General features: G+C 71.3%; 16 protein-coding genes and 2 tRNA genes. 8 read left to right on the top strand and 10 right to left on the bottom strand.

What is annotated here, in order from left to right:
• Window positions 1-206: 206 nt before the first annotated feature.
• On the bottom strand, window positions 207-848 hold the full coding sequence (locus tag WQO_RS23970) for an alpha/beta hydrolase family protein (protein WP_010061547.1): 642 nt from the start codon (window positions 846-848) through the stop codon (window positions 207-209).
• Between the two features lie 56 nt (window positions 849-904).
• Window positions 905-1,720, bottom strand: coding sequence for an SOS response-associated peptidase (locus tag WQO_RS23965; protein WP_010061548.1), 816 nt, complete (start codon window positions 1,718-1,720; stop codon window positions 905-907).
• A gap of 53 nt (window positions 1,721-1,773) precedes the next feature.
• Here WQO_RS23965 and WQO_RS23960 point away from each other — a divergent pair, with 53 nt between their 5' ends.
• From WQO_RS23960 to WQO_RS23945, 4 genes are all read left to right on the top strand, one after another.
• Complete coding sequence (locus WQO_RS23960) at window positions 1,774-2,487, top strand: M50 family metallopeptidase (protein ID WP_010061549.1); 714 nt, start codon at window positions 1,774-1,776, stop codon at window positions 2,485-2,487.
• A 103-nt stretch (window positions 2,488-2,590) separates the two neighbouring features.
• On the top strand, window positions 2,591-3,943 hold the full coding sequence (gene aroA, locus WQO_RS23955) for a 3-phosphoshikimate 1-carboxyvinyltransferase (RefSeq protein ID WP_029182371.1): 1,353 nt from the start codon (window positions 2,591-2,593) through the stop codon (window positions 3,941-3,943).
• Window positions 3,944-3,946: 3 nt separating this feature from the next.
• The gene (gene rsgA / locus WQO_RS23950; protein WP_010061551.1) at window positions 3,947-4,963 is read left to right on the top strand and encodes a ribosome small subunit-dependent GTPase A; all 1,017 of its coding nucleotides are present in this window, start codon (window positions 3,947-3,949) and stop codon (window positions 4,961-4,963) included.
• A gap of 121 nt (window positions 4,964-5,084) precedes the next feature.
• The gene (locus WQO_RS23945) at window positions 5,085-5,408 is read left to right on the top strand and encodes a DMT family transporter (RefSeq protein ID WP_010061553.1); all 324 of its coding nucleotides are present in this window, start codon (window positions 5,085-5,087) and stop codon (window positions 5,406-5,408) included.
• Here the strand turns inward: WQO_RS23945 and WQO_RS23940 are convergent.
• A complete protein-coding gene (locus WQO_RS23940; protein WP_010061554.1) occupies window positions 5,365-5,991 on the bottom strand; it encodes a TetR/AcrR family transcriptional regulator in 627 nt (208 codons plus the stop codon). The genes WQO_RS23945 and WQO_RS23940 overlap by 44 nt on opposite strands.
• A gap of 122 nt (window positions 5,992-6,113) precedes the next feature.
• Between WQO_RS23940 and hisN the strand changes: the two genes are divergently transcribed.
• On the top strand, window positions 6,114-6,914 hold the full coding sequence (hisN, locus tag WQO_RS23935) for a histidinol-phosphatase (protein WP_010061555.1): 801 nt from the start codon (window positions 6,114-6,116) through the stop codon (window positions 6,912-6,914).
• A gap of 198 nt (window positions 6,915-7,112) precedes the next feature.
• A complete protein-coding gene (locus WQO_RS23930; RefSeq protein WP_010061556.1) occupies window positions 7,113-7,517 on the top strand; it encodes a CBS domain-containing protein in 405 nt (134 codons plus the stop codon).
• 80 nt (window positions 7,518-7,597) lie between these two features.
• Here the strand turns inward: WQO_RS23930 and WQO_RS23925 are convergent, their stop codons facing one another.
• The gene (locus WQO_RS23925) at window positions 7,598-9,049 is read right to left on the bottom strand and encodes a catalase (protein ID WP_010061557.1); all 1,452 of its coding nucleotides are present in this window, start codon (window positions 9,047-9,049) and stop codon (window positions 7,598-7,600) included.
• A 163-nt stretch (window positions 9,050-9,212) separates the two neighbouring features.
• On the opposite strand from WQO_RS23925, the gene WQO_RS23920 reads away from it, so the two are divergent.
• Window positions 9,213-9,632, top strand: coding sequence for a Fur family transcriptional regulator (locus tag WQO_RS23920; RefSeq protein ID WP_010061558.1), 420 nt, complete (start codon window positions 9,213-9,215; stop codon window positions 9,630-9,632).
• Between the two features lie 112 nt (window positions 9,633-9,744).
• Here the strand turns inward: WQO_RS23920 and WQO_RS23915 are convergent.
• From WQO_RS23915 to WQO_RS23900, 4 genes are all read right to left on the bottom strand, one after another.
• Window positions 9,745-9,818 (bottom strand) — tRNA-Met (locus WQO_RS23915).
• 116 nt (window positions 9,819-9,934) lie between these two features.
• A complete protein-coding gene (locus WQO_RS23910; protein WP_029182372.1) occupies window positions 9,935-12,010 on the bottom strand; it encodes a tetratricopeptide repeat protein in 2,076 nt (691 codons plus the stop codon).
• Window positions 12,011-12,236: 226 nt separating this feature from the next.
• A tRNA-Met gene (locus WQO_RS23905) sits at window positions 12,237-12,310 on the bottom strand.
• 42 nt (window positions 12,311-12,352) lie between these two features.
• The gene (locus tag WQO_RS23900) at window positions 12,353-15,346 is read right to left on the bottom strand and encodes a UPF0182 family membrane protein (RefSeq protein WP_029182373.1); all 2,994 of its coding nucleotides are present in this window, start codon (window positions 15,344-15,346) and stop codon (window positions 12,353-12,355) included.
• Between the two features lie 135 nt (window positions 15,347-15,481).
• Here WQO_RS23900 and WQO_RS23895 point away from each other — a divergent pair, with 135 nt between their 5' ends.
• Window positions 15,482-16,042 (top strand): PPA1309 family protein, encoded by a 561-nt coding sequence (locus WQO_RS23895; RefSeq protein ID WP_234431486.1) that lies wholly within the window; start codon window positions 15,482-15,484, stop codon window positions 16,040-16,042.
• A gap of 83 nt (window positions 16,043-16,125) precedes the next feature.
• On the opposite strand, the gene WQO_RS23890 is transcribed toward WQO_RS23895, so the two are convergent.
• Window positions 16,126-17,241, bottom strand: coding sequence for a YlbL family protein (locus tag WQO_RS23890; protein WP_010061564.1), 1,116 nt, complete (start codon window positions 17,239-17,241; stop codon window positions 16,126-16,128).
• Window positions 17,242-17,640: 399 nt separating this feature from the next.
• Window positions 17,641-18,102 (bottom strand): molybdenum cofactor biosynthesis protein MoaE, encoded by a 462-nt coding sequence (locus WQO_RS23885; RefSeq protein ID WP_010061565.1) that lies wholly within the window; start codon window positions 18,100-18,102, stop codon window positions 17,641-17,643.
• Window positions 18,103-18,154 lie beyond the last annotated feature (52 nt).

Raw genomic sequence — 18,154 nt, 5'->3', positions numbered from 1 at the left:
GGAGGTGGTCCTCGCCGCAGGCAGCACGGTCCACTCCAGGTCAGCGGCGTTCGAGCGGCTGGGGCAGATGGTCGAACCCATGCGACGGACTCCCTCTCCACGTACGACGTTGTTGTACCGACGTCCCGAACAACAGCGCCCCGGGGCGGAGCATTCCCGGGGCCGGTGACACGCGTGCGACGGCCGGGCCGGCCGGTGGCACTGGGTCATCCGAGTGACGTGAGCCACCCGGTGACCGCTTCGGTGAGGATGCCCATCGCCTGTTCCTCGGTGAGCCCGGACCGCTTCGGCACCGCGAACCCGTGGTCGCCGTAGGGCACTTCGGCCAGCGTGTACGAGCCGGGCGGGAACTCGCCGGGCTTGCCGAACGGGTCGTTGCCGCCCTGCACGACCAGCGTGGGCACGCCGGTGCCGAGCAGTTCGTCGGCGCGGGACTTCTCGGGCTTGCCCGGGGGGTGCAGCGGGAAGCTGAGCGCGAGGACGGCCGCCGCGCCCAGTTCGGTGGCGGTCCGGCAGGCGACGCGGGCCCCGGCGCTGCGGCCTCCGGCGATGACGGGGAGCCCGGGGGCGGCGAGGGCGGGCCACAGTCCGCGCCAGCCGGTGTCCAGGGTCTTCGGGGCGGGCGCCACCTTCTTGCCGGTCACGCGCCAGGGCTGCTCCACCAGGGCGACGGTGACGCCGTGTCCGGGCAGGGCGGCGGCCAGGGCCTTCAGGTCGCGGGCCTCGATCCCGCCGCCCGCCCCGTGGCTCACGGCGAGCACGCGGCGGGGTGCGGAGGCGGGGACCCAGGTGATCCGGGCCTCACCGGCGTCGGTGGTGACGTTCTGCGTACGTGGTTGACGGCTCACCGCGCCATCCTCCCCCGCGCGCGCTTCAGAACAGCGTGGACTTCCCCGCGTACGCCTCAGAAGAGCGTGGATTCCCCCGGCGCTGCAAGCTCCTCCAGCAGTTCGGGCCCGTTGTTGCGGACGTTGCTGACGGCGGTGGCGACCGGGTAGGCGCGCATCAGCCCGCCGGGCGGCGGCTCCAGCAGGGCCCGCAGCTCGTCCTCACCGGTGCGCGAGGGGTCCAGCCAGGCGTCCCAGCGGTCCGGGGTGAGCATGAGCGGCATCCGGGGGTGGATGTCGGCGAGCGCGCCGGGCCCTTCGGCGGGGGCGACGGCCAGCGGGGTGGTCTCCGCCTCGGTGGTGATCACCGAGCACGTCACCCACCAGGCGTTCTCGTGGTCCTTGGGCAGGGTCGCATCGCGCCAGAACTCGTACAGTCCGGCCATCGCGAAGACCGAGCCGTCGGCGGGGGTGACGAAGTACGGCTGCTTGCGGGGGCGCTTCTTCCCCTTCTTCTCCTCCAGCTGCCGCTCCTCCGCGCCGGTGACCCACTCGTAGTAGCCGTCGGCGGGCAGGATGCAGCGGCGCTGGGCGAAGGCGCGGCGGAAGGAGGGCTTCTCGTGCACGGTCTCCGCGCGGGCGTTGATCATCCGGGCGGCACCCTCGGGGGTCTTGGACCAGGACGGTACGAGTCCCCATTTCAGGGCGCGCAGCTGGCGAACCGGACGCGGGTCGTCCGCGTCTTTAACAGGACGCTCCAGAACCGCGTAGACCTCTTTGGTCGGCGCCACGTTCCAGTCCGGCTCCAGGGTCTCGGTGGGCTCCCACTTCTCGACGCCGAAGAGTCCGGTCAGGTCCTCGGGCTTCCGACTCGCTGCATACCGTCCGCACATAAGTGCCAGACTGCCACGACCGCCCGCCCCGACCGCAAGGAGTCGCCCGGCCGATGAACAGCACCGAATTGGGCGATCTGTGGGATCGCGTGACCGGCACCCAGTCCGCTCCCGAGCAGTGGCTGGTGGTGGTGACGGCCACGCTCGCGCTCATCGCGGTCGTACCGAACCCGATATGGCGCCTCGCCCGCAACACGATCACCATCGCGCACGAGGGCGGCCACGGGCTGGTGGCCCTGCTCACCGGGCGGCAGCTCTCCGGTATCCGGCTGCACTCGGACACCAGCGGGCTGACCGTGAGCCGCGGCAAGCCGACGGGGATCGGCATGATCCTCACCGCGGCGGCGGGCTACACGGCCCCGTCCCTGCTGGGCCTGGGCGGCGCCTGGCTGCTGACGAACGGCAGGATCACGCTCCTGCTGTGGGTGGCGACGGCCCTCCTCGCGGTGATGCTGGTGATGATCCGCAATGTGTACGGGGCCCTCACGGTCATCCTGACCGGCACCACGTTCCTCCTGGTGTCCTGGCTGGCCTCCTCCGACGTGCAGTCGGCGTTCGCGTACGTGGTGGTGTGGTTCCTGCTGCTGGGCGGGGTGCGGCCGCCGTTCGAGCTCCAGTCCAAGCGGCGGCACGGCGGCGCCCCGGACTCCGACGCGGACCAGCTGGCCCGGCTCACGCACGCCCCGGCGGTGCTGTGGCTCTTCCTCTTCCACGCGGTGTCGCTGTGCTCGCTGATCGGCGGCGGACGGTGGCTGCTGGGCTGGTGAGGCCGGAGGGACCGGCGCGGCCCGTACCACTCTTTCGTTACGCACCGGTTTCCGCCCATTTGTTCAGGATCCAGGTCGGCTCGGAGCCACTAAAGTGATGGCCATGACCGAGAGTTCCGTGCACCCCGCCCTCTGGCCCGCCCCCCATGCGAGCGGGGCCGTCGACGCGACCGTCACCGTGCCCGGATCGAAATCGGTCACCAACCGCGCGCTCGTGCTGGCCTCGCTGGCCGCCGAGCCGGGCTGGCTGCGCCGCCCGCTGCGCTCCCGCGACACCCTGCTGATGGCCGACGCGCTGCGCGCCATGGGCGTCGGCATCGAGGAGACCGTCTCCTCCTCGTCCGCGAGCAGCCCGTCCGCCGCGGCCTCCCCGGACAGCTCGGGCGAGGCCTGGCGGGTCATCCCGGCGGGGCTGCGCGGCCCGGCCACGGTCGACGTCGGCAACGCGGGCACGGTCATGCGCTTCCTGCCGCCCGTCGCCACGCTCGCCGACGGCCCGATCCGCTTCGACGGCGACCCCCGCTCCTACGAGCGCCCCCTGACCGGCGTGATCGAGGGCCTGCGCGCTCTCGGCGCGCGGATCGACGACGACGGGCGCGGCGCGCTGCCGCTCACCGTGCACGGCGGCGGGGCGCTGGAGGGCGGCCCCGTCTCGATCGACGCCTCGTCGTCCTCGCAGTTCGTCTCGGCGCTGCTGCTGTCGGCGCCGCGGTTCAACCAGGGCGTGGAGGTCCGGCACACCGGGGCCGTGCTCCCCTCGATGCCGCACATCCGGATGACCGTCGACATGCTGCGGGCCGTCGGCGCCCAGGTGGACGAGCCGGAGACGGGCGGTGAGCCCAACGTCTGGCGGGTCTCCCCCTCCGCCCTGCTCGGCCGGGACCTGACGATCGAGCCGGACCTCTCCAACGCCCAGCCGTTCCTGGCGGCGGCCCTGGTGACCGGCGGCCGGGTCACGATCCCGGACTGGCCCGAGCGCACCACCCAGCCGGGCGACGCCCTGCGCGAGATCTTCACCGCGATGGGCGGCTCCTGCGAGCTGACCGAACGCGGACTGACCTTCACCGGTACGGGCCGGATCCACGGCATCGACGTGGACCTCGGCGAGGTCGGCGAGCTGACGCCGGGCATCGCCGCGGTCGCCGCCCTGGCCGACTCCCCCTCCACGCTGAGCGGGGTGGCCCATCTGCGGCTGCACGAGACGGACCGGCTGGCCGCGCTGACCAAGGAGATCAACGAGCTGGGCGGCGATGTCACCGAGACCGCCGACGGGCTGCACATCCGCCCGCGTCCGCTGCACGGCGGCGTCTTCCACACGTACGACGACCACCGGATGGCCACCGCCGGGGCGATCATCGGCCTGGCGGTGAAGGGTGTGGAGATCGAGAACGTGGGCACGACCGCCAAGACCCTGCCGGACTTCCCGGACATGTGGACCGGAATGCTCGGGGCCTAGATCATGCGCCGCTACGGGAAGAACCCCGACGAGGACGACATCCGCGTCCGCCCCAACCGCAAGGGCAACCGGCCGCGTACGCACATCCGGCCCAAGCACGAGGACGCCGAGGACGGCATGGTCCTCACCGTCGACCGGGGCCGGCTCACCTGCCTCGTCGAGGGCCGGACCGTGGTGGCCATGAAGGCGCGCGAGCTGGGACGCAAGGCCGCAGTGGTGGGCGACACCGTCTCCATCGTCGGTGACCTCTCCGGCGAGAAGGACACCCTGGCCCGGATCGTGCGGATCGCCCCGCGCCGTACGGTGCTGCGCCGCACGGCCGACGACGACGATCCGTACGAGCGCGTCGTCGTCGCCAACGCCGACCAGCTGGCGATCGTCACCGCGCTGGCCGACCCCGAGCCCCGCCCACGCATGATCGACCGCTGTCTGGTGGCGGCGTACGACGGCGGGCTCACCCCGCTCCTCGTGCTGACCAAGTCCGACCTGGCCTCGCCGGACAAGCTGCTGGAGGCGTACACCCCGCTCGGCGTCCCGTACATCGTGACCAGCCGCGACGAACTGGAGAACGGAGACGCGGCGGAGCGGGTGCGCGAGCTGCTGGAGGGCAAGATCACCGCGTTCGTCGGACACTCCGGGGTCGGCAAGACGACGCTCGTCAACGCCCTGGTGCCGGAGGACCGGCGGCGGACCACCGGCATCGTCAACGCGGTCACCGGCCGGGGCCGGCACACCACCACCTCGGCCCTCGCGCTGCCGCTGCCCGGCGACCGGGGCTGGGTCGTCGACACCCCGGGCGTGCGCTCCTTCGGGCTGCACCACGTCGACCCGTCGCGCGTCATCCACGCCTTCCCGGACCTGGAGCCGGGCACCGAGGAGTGCCCGCGCGGCTGCACCCACGACGCGAACCAGCCCGAGTGCGCGCTGGAAGCCTGGGTGGCCGAGGGGCACGCCGACCCGGCGCGCCTGGACTCCCTGCGCCGGCTTCTCGCCACCCGCGAGCGGCGCGAGGGCGACTGACGGCGCGTCCGGCGGCAATCCTTCGGGGCGGCGTGGGCATGTTTGCGAGCTTCAACGACCGGTAAAGGCATAATCGCACCGAGTGGGACGAAGCCGTCACCTATGCGGGAGGCAACTGACGATGCCGTGGCTGCTGGTCGTGGTCGCAGGACTGCTGGAGACCGGCTTCGCCGTGTGTCTGAAGCTCTCCCACGGATTCACCCGGCTCTGGCCGACGATCGCGTTCGCCGCGTTCGCGCTCGGCAGTTTCGGTCTGCTGACCCTGGCGCTGAAGAAGCTGGACGTCGGCCCGGCGTACGCCGTGTGGACCGGGATCGGGGCCGCCGGGACCGCGATCTACGGCATGATCTTCCTCGGCGACGTGGTCTCCACCCTGAAGCTGGTGTCGATCTCCCTGGTGATCATCGGGGTGATCGGCCTCCAGCTGTCCGGCTCGGCCCACTGATCCCCGCCGCCCTCTCCAGGACCACCGGCCGCGTCGCCTCCCGGACGAGGCGGAGCGCGCGGCTGTCCGTGACGTCGTCGCCCGGCACCGGCACGATCACACAGGACAACGCGAGTCGCAGGCCGGTCTCGCAGCGCCCGGCGGTGACCCCGGGCGAGGCCGCCGCCATCCGGTCCCGGACCAGCGCGAGCAGTTCCCCGGGCTCCGGCGGCGGCTTACCGCCCGTACGCCCCCGGGGGTCCGGCCGCCGGTCCGGGCGGGGCAGCCCCTCCGCCCAGTGCCCCGTGAGCAGAGCCCTGACCAGCGCGTCCTGGCGGGCGGCCCGGAGGGTCCAGAGCGCGACGGCGGCCGGACGATCGGGCGCGGGGGCGGTCAGGGCGCGGTCGACGCCGGCGAGATAGCCGTCGGCGGCCTGTCGCAGAAGGGCCCCGGCCAGTCCGCCCTTGGTGCCGAACTCGTTGTAGAGCGTCTGGCGCGAGACATCGGCCAGGGTCGCGACGTCGACCATCCGCACGGCACGCCAGGGCCGGTCGGCCAGGGCCCGGTGGGCGGCCTCCAGCAAGGCCTGCCGCGCTGTCGGCATCGTCGCCTCCCCCGCCCCGGGATCCTGCCGTTCAGAGTTGACGCGCTCCCGGGGGCTGTCAAGGGCTGCGGGCGTCAGGGGCGCTGTAGCCCGCGTCCGGCGGCGCTGGATACTGTGGCGGCATGCCCGACTACCACGATGATCTGCGCCTCGCCCACGTACTGGCGGACGCCGCCGACGCCGCGACGATGGACCGGTTCAAGGCTCTGGACCTGAAGGTGGAGACCAAGCCGGACATGACGCCGGTGAGCGAGGCCGACAAGGCCGCCGAGGAGCTGATCCGGGGCCATCTGCATCGGGCCCGCCCGAGGGACGCGATCCTGGGCGAGGAGTACGGGGTCGAGGGCACCGGTCCGCGGCGCTGGGTGATCGACCCGATCGACGGCACCAAGAACTACGTGCGCGGTGTGCCGGTGTGGGCGACGCTGATCGCGCTGATGGAGGCGGGCGACGAGGGCTTCCGGCCGGTGGTGGGCGTGGTCTCCGCGCCCGCGCTGAATCGGCGCTGGTGGGCGGCGAAGGGCGCGGGCGCGTTCACCGGCCGCAGCCTCACCTCCGCGTCCCGGATGCAGGTGTCGAAGGTGGGGCGGATCGCGGACGCCTCGTTCGCGTTCTCCTCGCTGTCGGGCTGGGAGGAGCAGGGCCGCCTCGACGGTCTCCTGGACCTGACCCGGGCCTGCTGGCGGACGCGGGGTTACGGGGACTTCTGGCCGTACATGATGGTCGCCGAGGGTTCCGTGGACATCTGCGCCGAGCCGGAGCTGTCGCTGTGGGACATGGCGGCGCCCGCGATCGTCGTGCAGGAGGCGGGCGGCCGGTACACCTCGCTGGACGGGGAGGACGGTCCGGGCGGCGGAAACGCGGCGGCCTCGAACGGCCTCCTCCACGACGAGTTGCTGGGGTATCTCAACCAGCGCTACTGAGCCCGCGCTCGGGCGGCGCCGCTGAACCGTGCCGCCCCGGCGGTGCCGGCCGTCGCGTGCACGCTCGCGCACTCCCCCCGGCGCGCGCCCGCCCACCCCTTGTCGACCCGCCCCAAGGGTGCAACTCTGAGAGTCCCCCCACTTGTGAACTTGTGAATCGACTCACAGAGTCGGCTCACCGAGGAGGTGGCTCGATTCATGCTCGTCCGTGACGCCATGAGCACGGTGGTCCTCACCATCGGCCCCACCCACACGCTCCGCCAGGCGGCCCGGCTGATGTCGGCCCGCCGTATCGGGGCAGCTGTCGTCCACGACCCGGACACCTGCGGACTCGGCATCATCACCGAGCGCGACATCCTCGACGCGGTCGGATCGGGGCTGGACCCCGACCGGGAGACCGCGTCCGCCCACACCACCACCGACGTGGTGTTCGCCGCCCCGGCCTGGACCCTGGAGGAGGCCGCGGAAGCCATGACGCACGGAGGATTCCGGCACCTGATCGTGCTGGACGGCGACGGCCCGGTGGGCATCGTGTCGGTACGCGACATCATCCGCTGCTGGGCCCCCGCCCACCGCCGTACGCCCGCCGCGGCGGCCGGCTGACGCCTGCCGGGGGCCGGAACGACCGGTGGGCCGGACCCCCCGCGAGGGGATCCGGCCCACGGTCGACGACAAGCGTCCGGTCAGCCGCGAAGGGCCTGGACCGCGGCTTCCAGCCGCTTGCCGAAGTCGGCGTCCGCCTGGCGGAAGTTGTCGATCGCGCGCTCGGCGATGTCGTCGCGCGAGACCTTGGCGATGAACCCGGCGAGGTTCTCGACCAGCCGGACCTTCTCGTCCTCGGAGAAGAGCCGGTAGAGGTCGCCCGCCTGGACGAAGTCGTTGTCCTCGGCGTGGCCGGGCGCCTCGGTGCTGCCGGTGGCGCCGGTGACCGGGAGCGGCTGCCACAGCGGCCGGTCGGTCTGGGCGGGCCCGCCGAAGCTGTTGGGCTCGTAGTTCTTGGCGCCCTTGTGGCGGCCGTCGTAGAGGAAGCCGTCCCGGCTGTTGGTCCGCGCCTCGGTGGCGTGCGGGCGGTTCACCGGCAGGTGGTCGGCGTTGATGCCGACGCGGTAGCGGTGGGCGTCGCCGTACGCGAAGAGGCGGCCCTGGAGCATCTTGTCCGGGGACGGGCCGATGCCCGGCACGAAGTGCGCGGGGCTGAAGATCGACTGCTCGACCTCGGCGAAGACGTTCTCCGGGTTGCGGTTGAGCTCCAGCTTGCCGATCTCGATCGGCGGGTAGTCCGCGTGCGGCCACACCTTGGTGAGGTCGAACGGGTTGAAGCGGTACGTCGCCGCGTCCGCCGCGGGCATGATCTGGACCTGCACGGTCCAGGACGGGAAGTCACCGCGCTCGATCGACTCGCGCAGATCGCGCTGGTGGCTGTCGGGGTCCTCGCCGGCGAGCTTGTTGGCCTCGGCCTGGGTGAGGTTCTTGATGCCCTGGTCGGTCTTGAAGTGGTACTTGACCCAGAAGACCTCGCCGGCCTCGTTGTTCCACTGGTAGGTGTGCGAGCCGTACCCGTTCATGTGGCGCAGCGTGGCCGGGATGCCGCGGTCGCCGAAGAGCCAGGTCACCTGGTGCGTCGACTCGGGCGACAGACCCCAGAAGTCCCAGACGTTGTCCGCCTCCTGCGAGCCGGTGTACGGGTCGCGCTTCTGGGTGTGGATGAAGTCGGGGAACTTGATGGCGTCCTTGATGAAGAACACCGGGGTGTTGTTGCCGACGAGGTCGTAGTTGCCCTCCTCGGTGTAGAACTTCAGCGCGAAGCCGCGGGGGTCGCGCACGGCGTCGGCGGAGCCGAGGTTGCCCGCGACGGTCGAGAAGCGCAGGAAGGTCTCGGTCTGCTTGCCGACCTCGGAGAGGAACTTCGCCCGGGTCCACTGCGAGACGTCGCGGGTCAGCGTGAAGGTGCCGTACGCGCCGGCGCCGCGGGCGTGCACGACGCGCTCCGGGACGCGCTCGCGGTTGAAGTGGGCGAGCTTCTCCAGCAGCGCCTGGTCCTGCACGAGAACGGGACCGCCGGGGCCCGCGGTCTCACTGTTCTGGTTGTCGGCCACCGGCGCGCCGGCCTCCGTCGTCAGCGGTCCCTGCGTCACGTGCGCCTCCTGCGTCGTATCCCTGCACAGCGTTCCATCCTGTACAGCCCTGTCCCTTGGCCAATGCCGTTCTCGATCCTACAATGGACAATGTCTAAGTCAAGCAAGCATCCAAAGTCACACCCGATCGGGACTCGGTCCCCCCACTGTTAGGCTGAGCTGCATGAGCGACCTGCTGGAACGACTTCGTGGACGCGGCTGGCGCATGACGGCGCAGCGGCGTGTCGTGGCCGAGGTCCTCGACGGGGACCACGTGCACCTGACGGCGGACGAGGTCCACGCGAGGGCCGTTTCCCGGCTGCCCGAGATCTCGCGCGCCACCGTCTACAACACCCTCGGCGAGATGGTGTCCCTCGGTGAGGTGCTGGAGGTCTCCACCGACCGCCGGGCCAAGCGCTACGACCCGAACGCGCACCGCCCCCACCACCACCTGGTGTGCGCGCAGTGCGGCGCGATCCGGGACGTCCACCCGGCGGGCAACCCGCTGGCGGACCTGCCGACGGACGAGCGCTACGGCTTCATGGTCTCCGGCGTCGAGGTGACGTACCGCGGCATCTGCCCGAACTGCGCCGCCACCGCCTGAGCCGACAACAGAGAGCCGGGGCCCGCCTGACGCGACCGGCGGGCCCCGGCTCTCTGTTGTCCGGACATGACGAGGGCCCGGATCTCGATGAGATCCGGGCCCTCGTCTTCAGTAGCGGGGACAGGATTTGAACCTGCGACCTCTGGGTTATGAGCCCAGCGAGCTACCGAGCTGCTCCACCCCGCGTCGGTGAATGCAACATTACGTCAGCGGGTCGGGCAGCGCAAATCCATTCACGCGGCCCGGGAAGGCCCTGGGCACGCCCCAGGAGGTCGGAGCACCGGCGCCGGGCGCTCACCGCGTCACGCGGTGAGCTCCTGGTGCAGCGCCTCCCGCAGCCGCGCAGCCCGCTCGGCCACCTCGGCCGGGCCCAGCTCCACGGCCCGCGCGCACCAGCGCTGCCCCTCGGTGAGCTCGCCCCGGCGCGCCGCGAGGAGCGCCAGGCGCAGCGCGGCCCGGCCGTGTCCGGCGCCGGCCGCACGGGTCCACCACAGGGCGGCCTCGCGCTCACTGCCCTCACGGGCCAGCAGCAGCCCGAGGTTGAAGGCCCCGTTGCGGCTGCCCGCCTCGGCGGCCTCCCGGTACCAGTGGGCGGCGCTCTCCACGTCCCCGCGTGCGGCGGCGAGCATGCCGACCCGGACCTGGGCGCGGCGGTGGCCCTGCTGGGCGGCCCGCTCGTACCACTCCTCGCACTCGGTCTTCTCCGGCATCGGCTCGCCCAGCGCGGGCGGGCCCGGCGGCGGCTGGCGCGCGTCCAGCACCCCGGCCAGCCGGAACGCGGCCTCGGCGCTGCCGCCGCCCGCGGCGCAGCGCAGGTGCCGCTCGGCCGCCTGGCCGTCGCCGTCGCGCAGCAGCGCCATGGCGACCTGGAGCGCGGCGTCGGTGTGCCCGGCCGCCGCGGCGCGCTCGTACCAGCCCAGCGCCGTACGGTCCTCGTCGCGCCCGGCGTGCAGGATGCCGAGGTTGAAGGCCGCGTCGACGCTGCCCGCCTCGGCCGCCTTGGAGAACCAGGGCTCGGCGCCCGCGTGGTCGCCCGCCTGGAGGAGGAGCACGGCGAGCGCGTTGGCGGCCTCCCGGTGTCCGGCGTACGCGGCGCGGCGGTACCACTGCTCGGCCTGCGGGGTGCGGTCCTGGGCGGCGCAGAGCAGCCCGAGGTTGTACGCCCCGTTGACGTCACCGGCGTCCATGGCGGCCCGGTACCAGCGCTCGGCGGTCTGCTGCTCACCGCGTGCGGCGTGCAGCGCGCCGAGCGCGTTGGCGGCGTTGCCGTCGCCGTCCTGGGCGGCGCGCAGCCACCACACGGCGGCGCTCTCCTCGTCGCCCGCGTCGCGCAGCAGGAAGCCCAGGGCGCAGGCGGCGCGGGGCTCGCCGTCCTTGGCGGAGGTGAGGTACCAGCGGCCGGCCTCCTTGAGCTCGCCGCGCTGCTCCAGGATCGCGCCGAGGTGCAGGGCGGCGCGGCGGTGGCCCCGGGCGGCGGCCTGGCGGTACCACTGCTCGGCCTCGCCGACCCGGCCGGCGGCGGGACCCGCCACGGGGCTGTCCCCGTCGACCGCGCCCTTGTCTCCGGCGGGGCCCGTTGCCCGCGCGTTCCCCGCGGGCGCGGGCGTGGCGCCGGGGAGGCCGAGACCCGTCCCGGTCCCGCCGGAAGCGGCGCTCCGGCCCAGGCCGAAGGCGTCGTGCGGGTCCTCTACGGCCTTCCGCTCCAGGGCACGGGCGAGCCGGTAGGCGGCCTCGCGGTGCCCCTGTTCGGCGGCGGCGCGCAGCCAGCGCTCGGCGCCGACGTCGCTGCGGTGCTCCAGGAGGTCCGCCAGCGCGTACGCGCCCAGCGCGTGGCCCTGCTCGGCGGACTGGCGCAGCCAGTACTCCGCGCCGGGCTCGTCACCGCGCTCGCGGAAGTGCCGGCCGAGTGAGTGGGCGGCGGCGGCGGAACCGGCCACGGCGGCGATGCGCCACCATCCGGCGGCCTCGTCCGGGTAGCCGCGCTGGTGAAGCAGGACGCCCAGGTTGTTGGCGGCGGCCCGGTCCCCGTCGGCGGTGGCGGCGCGCAGATACCGCTCGGCGCCGTCCAGCTCCCCGCGGCGCAGCAGAAGTGCGCCCAGGACGCTCATGGACGCGGTGTCCCCCGCGTCGGCGGCACGGCGGTGGCGCGCCTCGCTCTCGGCACTGTCCGCGGCGTCGACCGCGTCCGTGGTGTCCTCGTCGGACGGGGCGGCGACGGCAGCGCTCGCGTCGGCGGCGCCGGTCCGCTGGACCGGTGCGCCCGCCCCGGCGATGGCAGCGGCGAAAGCCGCGTCTACCGCGCTTTCCGTATCTTGGCCGTGCTGCTGCACAAACCGCCCTGTCTCCAACAGAGTTGCCCTGTCCCCCATAAATACCATCGTCGCACCACCTGTAACCCGCGTACACCTGGTATATCGCGGCCAGTGAGGTCACTACAGCGTTTTGTCGACATGCCCACAGGGAGACAAGTCAAACACGCCTGGAGGCAACTGCTGCCCAGCGAACCGCACTTCGCGTCCCCAGCCTGGGACCGACACGGCCCGCACACACAACGGACACGACGAAGGCCCGGATCCCAAGGGAATCCGGGCCTTCGTCTTTCAGTAGCGGGGACAGGATTTGAACCTGCGACCTCTGGGTTATGAGCCCAGCGAGCTACCGAGCTGCTCCACCCCGCGTCGTTGTGTTCAAACCGTACCACGACGCGGGGTGGGCCTTGCTCAGCTGCCCTGGTCGGAGGCCTGCTCGGCCGAACTGTCCGGCTTCGCCTCGCCCTCCGGCTTGGCGTCACCTTCCGGTTTCGCGTCGCCTTCCGGCTTCTCGGCGCTGTCCGCCTTGTCCCCCTCGCTGCCCGCCTTGGGCTGCGCGGCGGCGGCTCGTTCCAGGGCGTCCTGGAGAGCCTCCTGGGCCTTGCCGTACGCCGGCCAGTCCTGCTCCTGCAGCGCCTTCTCGCCGTCGGAGTACGCCTTCTGGGCGTCCGCGATGGCCTTCTTGAGGGCGGCGCTGCCGGTGGCCGGAGGATCGTCGGTCTCGCCCGGCGGATCCTGGGTGTCCGGTGGCGTCGTGGACCCGTCGTCCTCGACACCGAAGACCGCGTTGAGCGCCTCACCGAGGCTGTTCTCGAAGACGATCTTCGAACCGTACGAGGCGGCCACCTTGCGCAGCAGCGGGTAGTTCTGGTTGCCACCGCGCGTGTAGACCGGCTCGATGTACAGGAAGCCGCCCTCCAGCGGAACCGTCAGCAGGTTCCCGTACTCGATGTCCGAGTCGGTGCCCTTGAGGTTCCTCACGAACTCGGCGACGTCGTCGTTGCCGTTGAGCTCACTCTGTACCTGGCCCGGGCCCTTCACCGTGGAGGTGACCCGCAGCAGCCGCATGGTGCCGTAGTCCTTGCTGGCCGCGTCCGCGTTCACCGCCATGAAGGCACCCAGGTTGGGGCGTCCTCTCGGCGTGAACGTGGTGGTCAGCGAGAACTGCTGCGCGTCCTGGCCCGGCATCTTCATGCTCAGGTAGTACGGCGGGACGGAACCCGGCTCCTTGTTGGTCGGGTCGTCCGGCACCTGCCACGCGTCGGAGCCGCTGTAGAACTGCGCGGGGTCCTCGACGTGGTAGCGGGTCAGCAGCTCGCGCTGGACCTTGAAGAGGTCCTGCGGATACCGCAGGTGGTCCATGAGCTCCTGCGGGATGTCACCGCGCGGCTCGACCGTGCCCGGGAACGCCTTGCGCCAGGTCTTGAGAACCGGGTCCTTGGTGTCCCACTCGTAGAGCTTGACCTTGCCGTCGTACGCGTCGACGGTGGCCTTCACCGAGTTGCGGATGTAGTTGACCTGGTTCTGCTGGGCGACGACCGCGCGCTGGTTGGTGGTCAGCGAGTCGGCCGTGGTGTCGCCGAGCGTCGTCCGGGACGCGTACGGATAGCCGTTGGTCGTGGTGTACGCGTCGACGATCCACTTGATGCGGCCGTCGACGACCGCCGGGTAGGCGTCGCCGTCGATGGTCAGCCACGGGGCGACCGCCTCGACGCGCTCCTTGGGCGTGCGGTTGTACAGGATCCGCGAGCCGTCACCGATGGCTCCCGAATACATGATCTGCGGCTCGCTGAAGGCGACCGCGTACGCGGCACGGTTGAAGGAGTTGGAGAGACTGACCCCGCTGTCGCCCTCGTAGCTGGTGGTCTTCTCGCCGTCCTCCTCGTAGTCGAGCTCCTTCTGGGGCCCGCCGACGATGGAGTACTGCTCGGTCTTCTCGCCGTAGTAGATCCGCTGCTCGTACTTCCCGAACTCACCGGTCGAGGGCAGACCCGACTCGGTGAAGTCCGGGGACCCCGTCGGGTTGGTGCCGGTGGTGGTTCCGCTGGCAGCGATGGCGCCGTAGCCGTGGGTGTACGTGAAGTGGTCGTTGATCCAGTTCCGCTTGGGCAGGCCCTGGATGTTCAGCTCACGCAGACCGATGATCGTGTCCTGCTCCTTGCCGTCCTTGTCCTTGTAGCGGTCGACGTCGAGCGTCCTCGGGAACTGGTAGTAGTTCCTCCGCTGCTGGAGCTGCTGGAAGGCCGGGGAGACGACGTTGGGGTCCATCACGCGGTAGCTGGCGGCGGTGTTGGCCGCGGCCCGCAGCTTGGTGTCGTCCTCCGTGGTCGCCTGACCGTCGTAGTCGTCCACCTTGGCGTCATCGATGTCGTACGCGTCGCGTGTGGCATTGATGTTCTTCTGGATGAACGGCGCTTCCTTGGCCTGCTCGTTCGGCTGGACCTGGAACTTCTGCACGATCGCCGGGTAGAGCCCGCCGATCAGGATCGCCGAGAGCACCATCAGACCGAAGCCGATGACGGGGAGCTGCCAGGTGCGGCGCCACAGCGTCGCGAAGAACAGCACCGCGCAGATCGCGGCGATGCAGAACAGGATGGTCTTCGCCGGGAGGTAGGCGTTGGCGTCGACGTACCGCAGGCCCGTCCAGTTGTCGGTGGCCTTGAAGTCACTGGACTTCACGGCCAGCCCGTACCGGTCGAGCCAGTACGCCACGGCCTTCAGGGAGACGAAGATGCCGAGCAGGACCGAGAGGTGGCCGGTGGCCGCCCCGGTGGCCCGGGCGCCGGGGCTGGTGATGCGCAGCCCGCCGTACAGATAGTGGGTCAGCGCCGCGGCAATCAGCGAGAGCACGGTCGCCGCGAAGCCGAAGCCCAGCATGAAGCGGTACCACGGCAGGTCGAAGGCGTAGAAGGAGACGTCCAGCTGGAACTGGGGGTCCTTCTGCCCGAACGACGTGCCGTTGACGTACATCAGCCACGTGCGCCACTGGCCGGAGGCGGAGGCTCCGGCGATCAGTCCGACGAGCGCCGTGACGGCGAGCAGCACCCACTTCTTGTAGGGGGCGATGCTCATGCGGTAGCGGTCCAGGCTCTGCTGCTCCAGCGACATCGCGCTCAGCGGCGGCCGGAGCCGGTGCGCGAGCCAGATGTTCACGCCGATGGCGAGCGCCATCAGCAGTCCGAAGACGAGGAACAGCCCGATCTTGGTCCACAGGGTGGTGGTGAAGACGGATGAATACGCGACCGACCTGTACCAGAGCCAGTCCGTCCAGAACCCCGCGAACATGACGAAGGCCATGGCGAGAACCGCCAGGACACCCAAAGTCATGAGCAGGGTACGGGCGCGCCGGGACGGGCGGCCGACTCTGATCCGTGGCCCGGTCGGGCCTCCGCCGCGGTCCGGCATCTGGAAAGCCAACGTGCGCACCTCGAAGTTCGCGGTCGTGTGAACAGGCCCAGCGATCCTAGAGCCCACCTATGCAACTTACTGAGGCTTTACCTAGTTCCCGTTCCCGGGGCGGAAGGAGGCAGGATATTGCCCATGCCCAACGTTTCCCCCGCAGGACCCCCGATGGCCGCGAGTCCGCTGACCGTCGCCGTCCTCGAAATCGACGCCTATGCCTCCAACCTCGGCTGGGACCAGCCCGCCCGGCTGTTCGCCCTGGTCGACACCGACCGGCTGCGGACCCAGGAGCCCGGCCTCGCAGCTCAGCTGGGCCTGGAGAAGCCCGATTCCTCCGTCGCCGCGCTCACCCCGATCGAGCAGGACGAGCTGCCGCCGGGCACCGCGCTCGACGAGTTCCTCGCCACGATCGCCTGGCCCGACGCCGTGGTCGGCTGCGCCATGACGGTGGAGCGGCTGATGCTGCCGCCCTCCGCCGAGGCGTCCGTACCGGAGAAGCTCAGCGACAAGCAGCTGACCGCGTGGGTGGCCAAGCACCCCGACCGCCAGGAGGTGCGGATGACCGTGGCCGTCCTGCGGGACGGGGCGCGCGAGTCCGCCGTACGGCTGCGGGAGAAGGACTCCCCGACCGAGGTGCTGACCGGCGCCGGTCTGGTGCCCGGCCTCGCCGAGGCGCTCGCGGCGACGTTCGAGTCCTGATCGTTCGCTGCCCGGGGCCGTCGTACGGTCCCGGGCAGCGCGCTCGTCGGCCGGACCCGTGCGCCGGCCTGGCCGCGCGGCCGTCAGCCGGTCGAGCAGCTCGGCAGGCCGGCGGTCTTCCCCGCCTTGATCTGCTCCAGCGACTTCGTGGCGTCCTCGATGGTCTTGACCCGTACGAGGGTGAGCCCGTCCGGAGTGTCGGCGGCGGCCGAGGTGCAGTTGTCGTCGGGCGTGAGGAAGTAGCGGGCGCCGGCGTTACGGGCGCCGACCAGCTTCATGGTGATGCCGCCGATCGGCCCGACGGTCCCCGCGTCGTCGATGGTGCCGGTGCCCGCGACGAACTTGCCGCCGGTCAGATCGCCCGGGGTGAGCTTGTCGATGATGCCGAGGGAGAACATCAGCCCGGCGCTCGGCCCGCCGACGTCCGCGAGCTTGATGTCGATCTCGAACGGGAACGTGTGGTCCGTCCCGGCCCTGATCCCGACGATCGCGCGGCCCTTGCCGCCCTCCTCGCCGTCGCCCTCGGCAGGGGGAGCCTTCACGGTCTTGATCGTGATCTTCTCGTCGCCCACGGGGTCACGGCCGGCCTTCTCGGCCGCGGCGGCGTCCGCCGCCGGGACGATGGTGAAGGTGACGTTCTCGCCGGGGCGGTGTTCGGTGACGAGCTTCGCGACGTCGTCGGGCTCCTTGACCGCCGTGCCGTCGACGGCCTTGATCACGTCGCCCGCGTGCAGCTTGCCCTCGGACGGGCTGCCCTTGACCACCGTGGAGACCACGACCTGCGTGGAGACCGGGATGTCCAGCTCCTTCAGAGCGGCCACCTTGGCGCTCTCCTGGGACTGGCTGAACTCCTCGGCGTTCTCCTGGGTGGACTCCTCCTCGGTCTTGCCGTCCGGGTAGAGCGTGTCGTGCGGCACCACGACGCTGTCGTGGGCCAGCCAGCCGTAGACGGCCTCGAAGATGTTCATCCGGTAGTCCGCCCCGGTGACGCGGACCGTCGTCATGTTGAGATGGCCGGACGCCGGATACGTCTTGCGACCGGAGATCTGCAGGACGGGCTCGCCACGCGCCTCGCCGAGCGTGTTGACCGTCGGTCCGGGAGACATCTCCGAATACGGCACTTTGATCAGCACGCCTGCGCAGAGCAGCGCGATGAGGACGAGAGTGGAGGCGAGCATCGTCGCGGTGCGGCGTGGCATGGAACGACAGTACGGGAAGGGCCTGTCAGTGCACCGCCGGGGCCGGTCCGTACGAGGGGACCGGAAACGCGGCGGAGGGCGGTCACGCGGCGTACGTCGGTCTCAGAGGGCCTCGGAACCGGAGTGCGATTTCTCCATCGCGTCACGGAACCTGGCGTAGCCGGCGAGTTCGGTGACATCGCCGGTCGTGCGATTGCGGGCTGCCCAACTCGCCCATATCGCACCACCGACAGCAGCGATAAGTGGAATCAACAGCCAAGCGAGTGCCGCCATCACGACCTCCCTACCCCATGAGCGACCGGATGCCCGATCAGCAGATTAACGATCCGGAAGACCAACGCTCGTGGCGGGGGTGCGGTTACGCAAATCGGGGCTGATGCGCCCCGGTACGGTTTGCGCTCAGCAGGCTCCGACCCACTCCTCCGTGCCGTCCGAGAATCGCTGGTGCTTCCAGATCGGAACCTCGTGCTTGAGGTCGTCGATGAGCTTGCGGCAGGCCTCGAAGGCCTCGGCCCGGTGCGGGCAGGCGACCGCGACGACGACGGCCAGGTCACCCACCTCCAGTTCACCCACTCGGTGGACAGCCGCCAGGGCACGGACCGGGAAGTCGGCGACGACCTTCTCCGCCACTCGGCGCAGCTCCTCCTCGGCCGAGGGGTGGCAGGAATAGCCGAGCGCGCCGACGTCCTGTCCCGCGTCGTGGTTGCGCACGGTGCCGACGAAGAGCGCGATGCCGCCCGCCGCGTCGTCGCCGACGGCGCGGAAGACCTCGTCGACGGAGAGCGGGGTGTCCCGGATCGCCAGAAGCCGGACGGGGTCGGCCGCCGCGTACTCGCCGGGGTGGTCGTGGGTGGGTGCCATGCTCCCATCGTGCCGTACGGCTCCGGCATCCCGGAATTGCCTGTTCTACCGG

Origin of the sequence: Streptomyces globisporus C-1027 (assembly GCF_000261345.2) — a bacterium.
Classification (GTDB): domain Bacteria; phylum Actinomycetota; class Actinomycetes; order Streptomycetales; family Streptomycetaceae; genus Streptomyces; species Streptomyces pakalii.
The sequence above is the reverse complement of the archived record's forward strand: the minus strand, read 5'-3'. Positions and strand labels throughout refer to the sequence as shown.

Bases quoted from the DNA above. Each gene is read 5' to 3' on its own strand.
- rsgA (WP_010061551.1), top strand. From the start codon at position 3,947: ATGCGCCGCTACGGGAAGAACCCCGACGAGGACGACATCCGCGTCCGC.
- WQO_RS23895 (WP_234431486.1), top strand. From the start codon at position 15,482: ATGCCCAACGTTTCCCCCGCAGGACCCCCGATGGCCGCGAGTCCGCTG.
- hisN (WP_010061555.1), top strand. From the start codon at position 6,114: ATGCCCGACTACCACGATGATCTGCGCCTCGCCCACGTACTGGCGGAC.
- WQO_RS23890 (WP_010061564.1), bottom strand. From the start codon at position 17,241: ATGCCACGCCGCACCGCGACGATGCTCGCCTCCACTCTCGTCCTCATC.
- WQO_RS23945 (WP_010061553.1), top strand. From the start codon at position 5,085: ATGCCGTGGCTGCTGGTCGTGGTCGCAGGACTGCTGGAGACCGGCTTC.
- WQO_RS23910 (WP_029182372.1), bottom strand. From the start codon at position 12,010: ATGGTATTTATGGGGGACAGGGCAACTCTGTTGGAGACAGGGCGGTTT.
- aroA (WP_029182371.1), top strand. From the start codon at position 2,591: ATGACCGAGAGTTCCGTGCACCCCGCCCTCTGGCCCGCCCCCCATGCG.
- WQO_RS23885 (WP_010061565.1), bottom strand. From the start codon at position 18,102: ATGGCACCCACCCACGACCACCCCGGCGAGTACGCGGCGGCCGACCCC.
- WQO_RS23900 (WP_029182373.1), bottom strand. From the start codon at position 15,346: ATGCCGGACCGCGGCGGAGGCCCGACCGGGCCACGGATCAGAGTCGGC.
- WQO_RS23960 (WP_010061549.1), top strand. From the start codon at position 1,774: ATGAACAGCACCGAATTGGGCGATCTGTGGGATCGCGTGACCGGCACC.
- WQO_RS23920 (WP_010061558.1), top strand. From the start codon at position 9,213: ATGAGCGACCTGCTGGAACGACTTCGTGGACGCGGCTGGCGCATGACG.
- WQO_RS23965 (WP_010061548.1), bottom strand. From the start codon at position 1,720: ATGTGCGGACGGTATGCAGCGAGTCGGAAGCCCGAGGACCTGACCGGA.
- WQO_RS23930 (WP_010061556.1), top strand. From the start codon at position 7,113: ATGCTCGTCCGTGACGCCATGAGCACGGTGGTCCTCACCATCGGCCCC.
- WQO_RS23940 (WP_010061554.1), bottom strand. From the start codon at position 5,991: ATGCCGACAGCGCGGCAGGCCTTGCTGGAGGCCGCCCACCGGGCCCTG.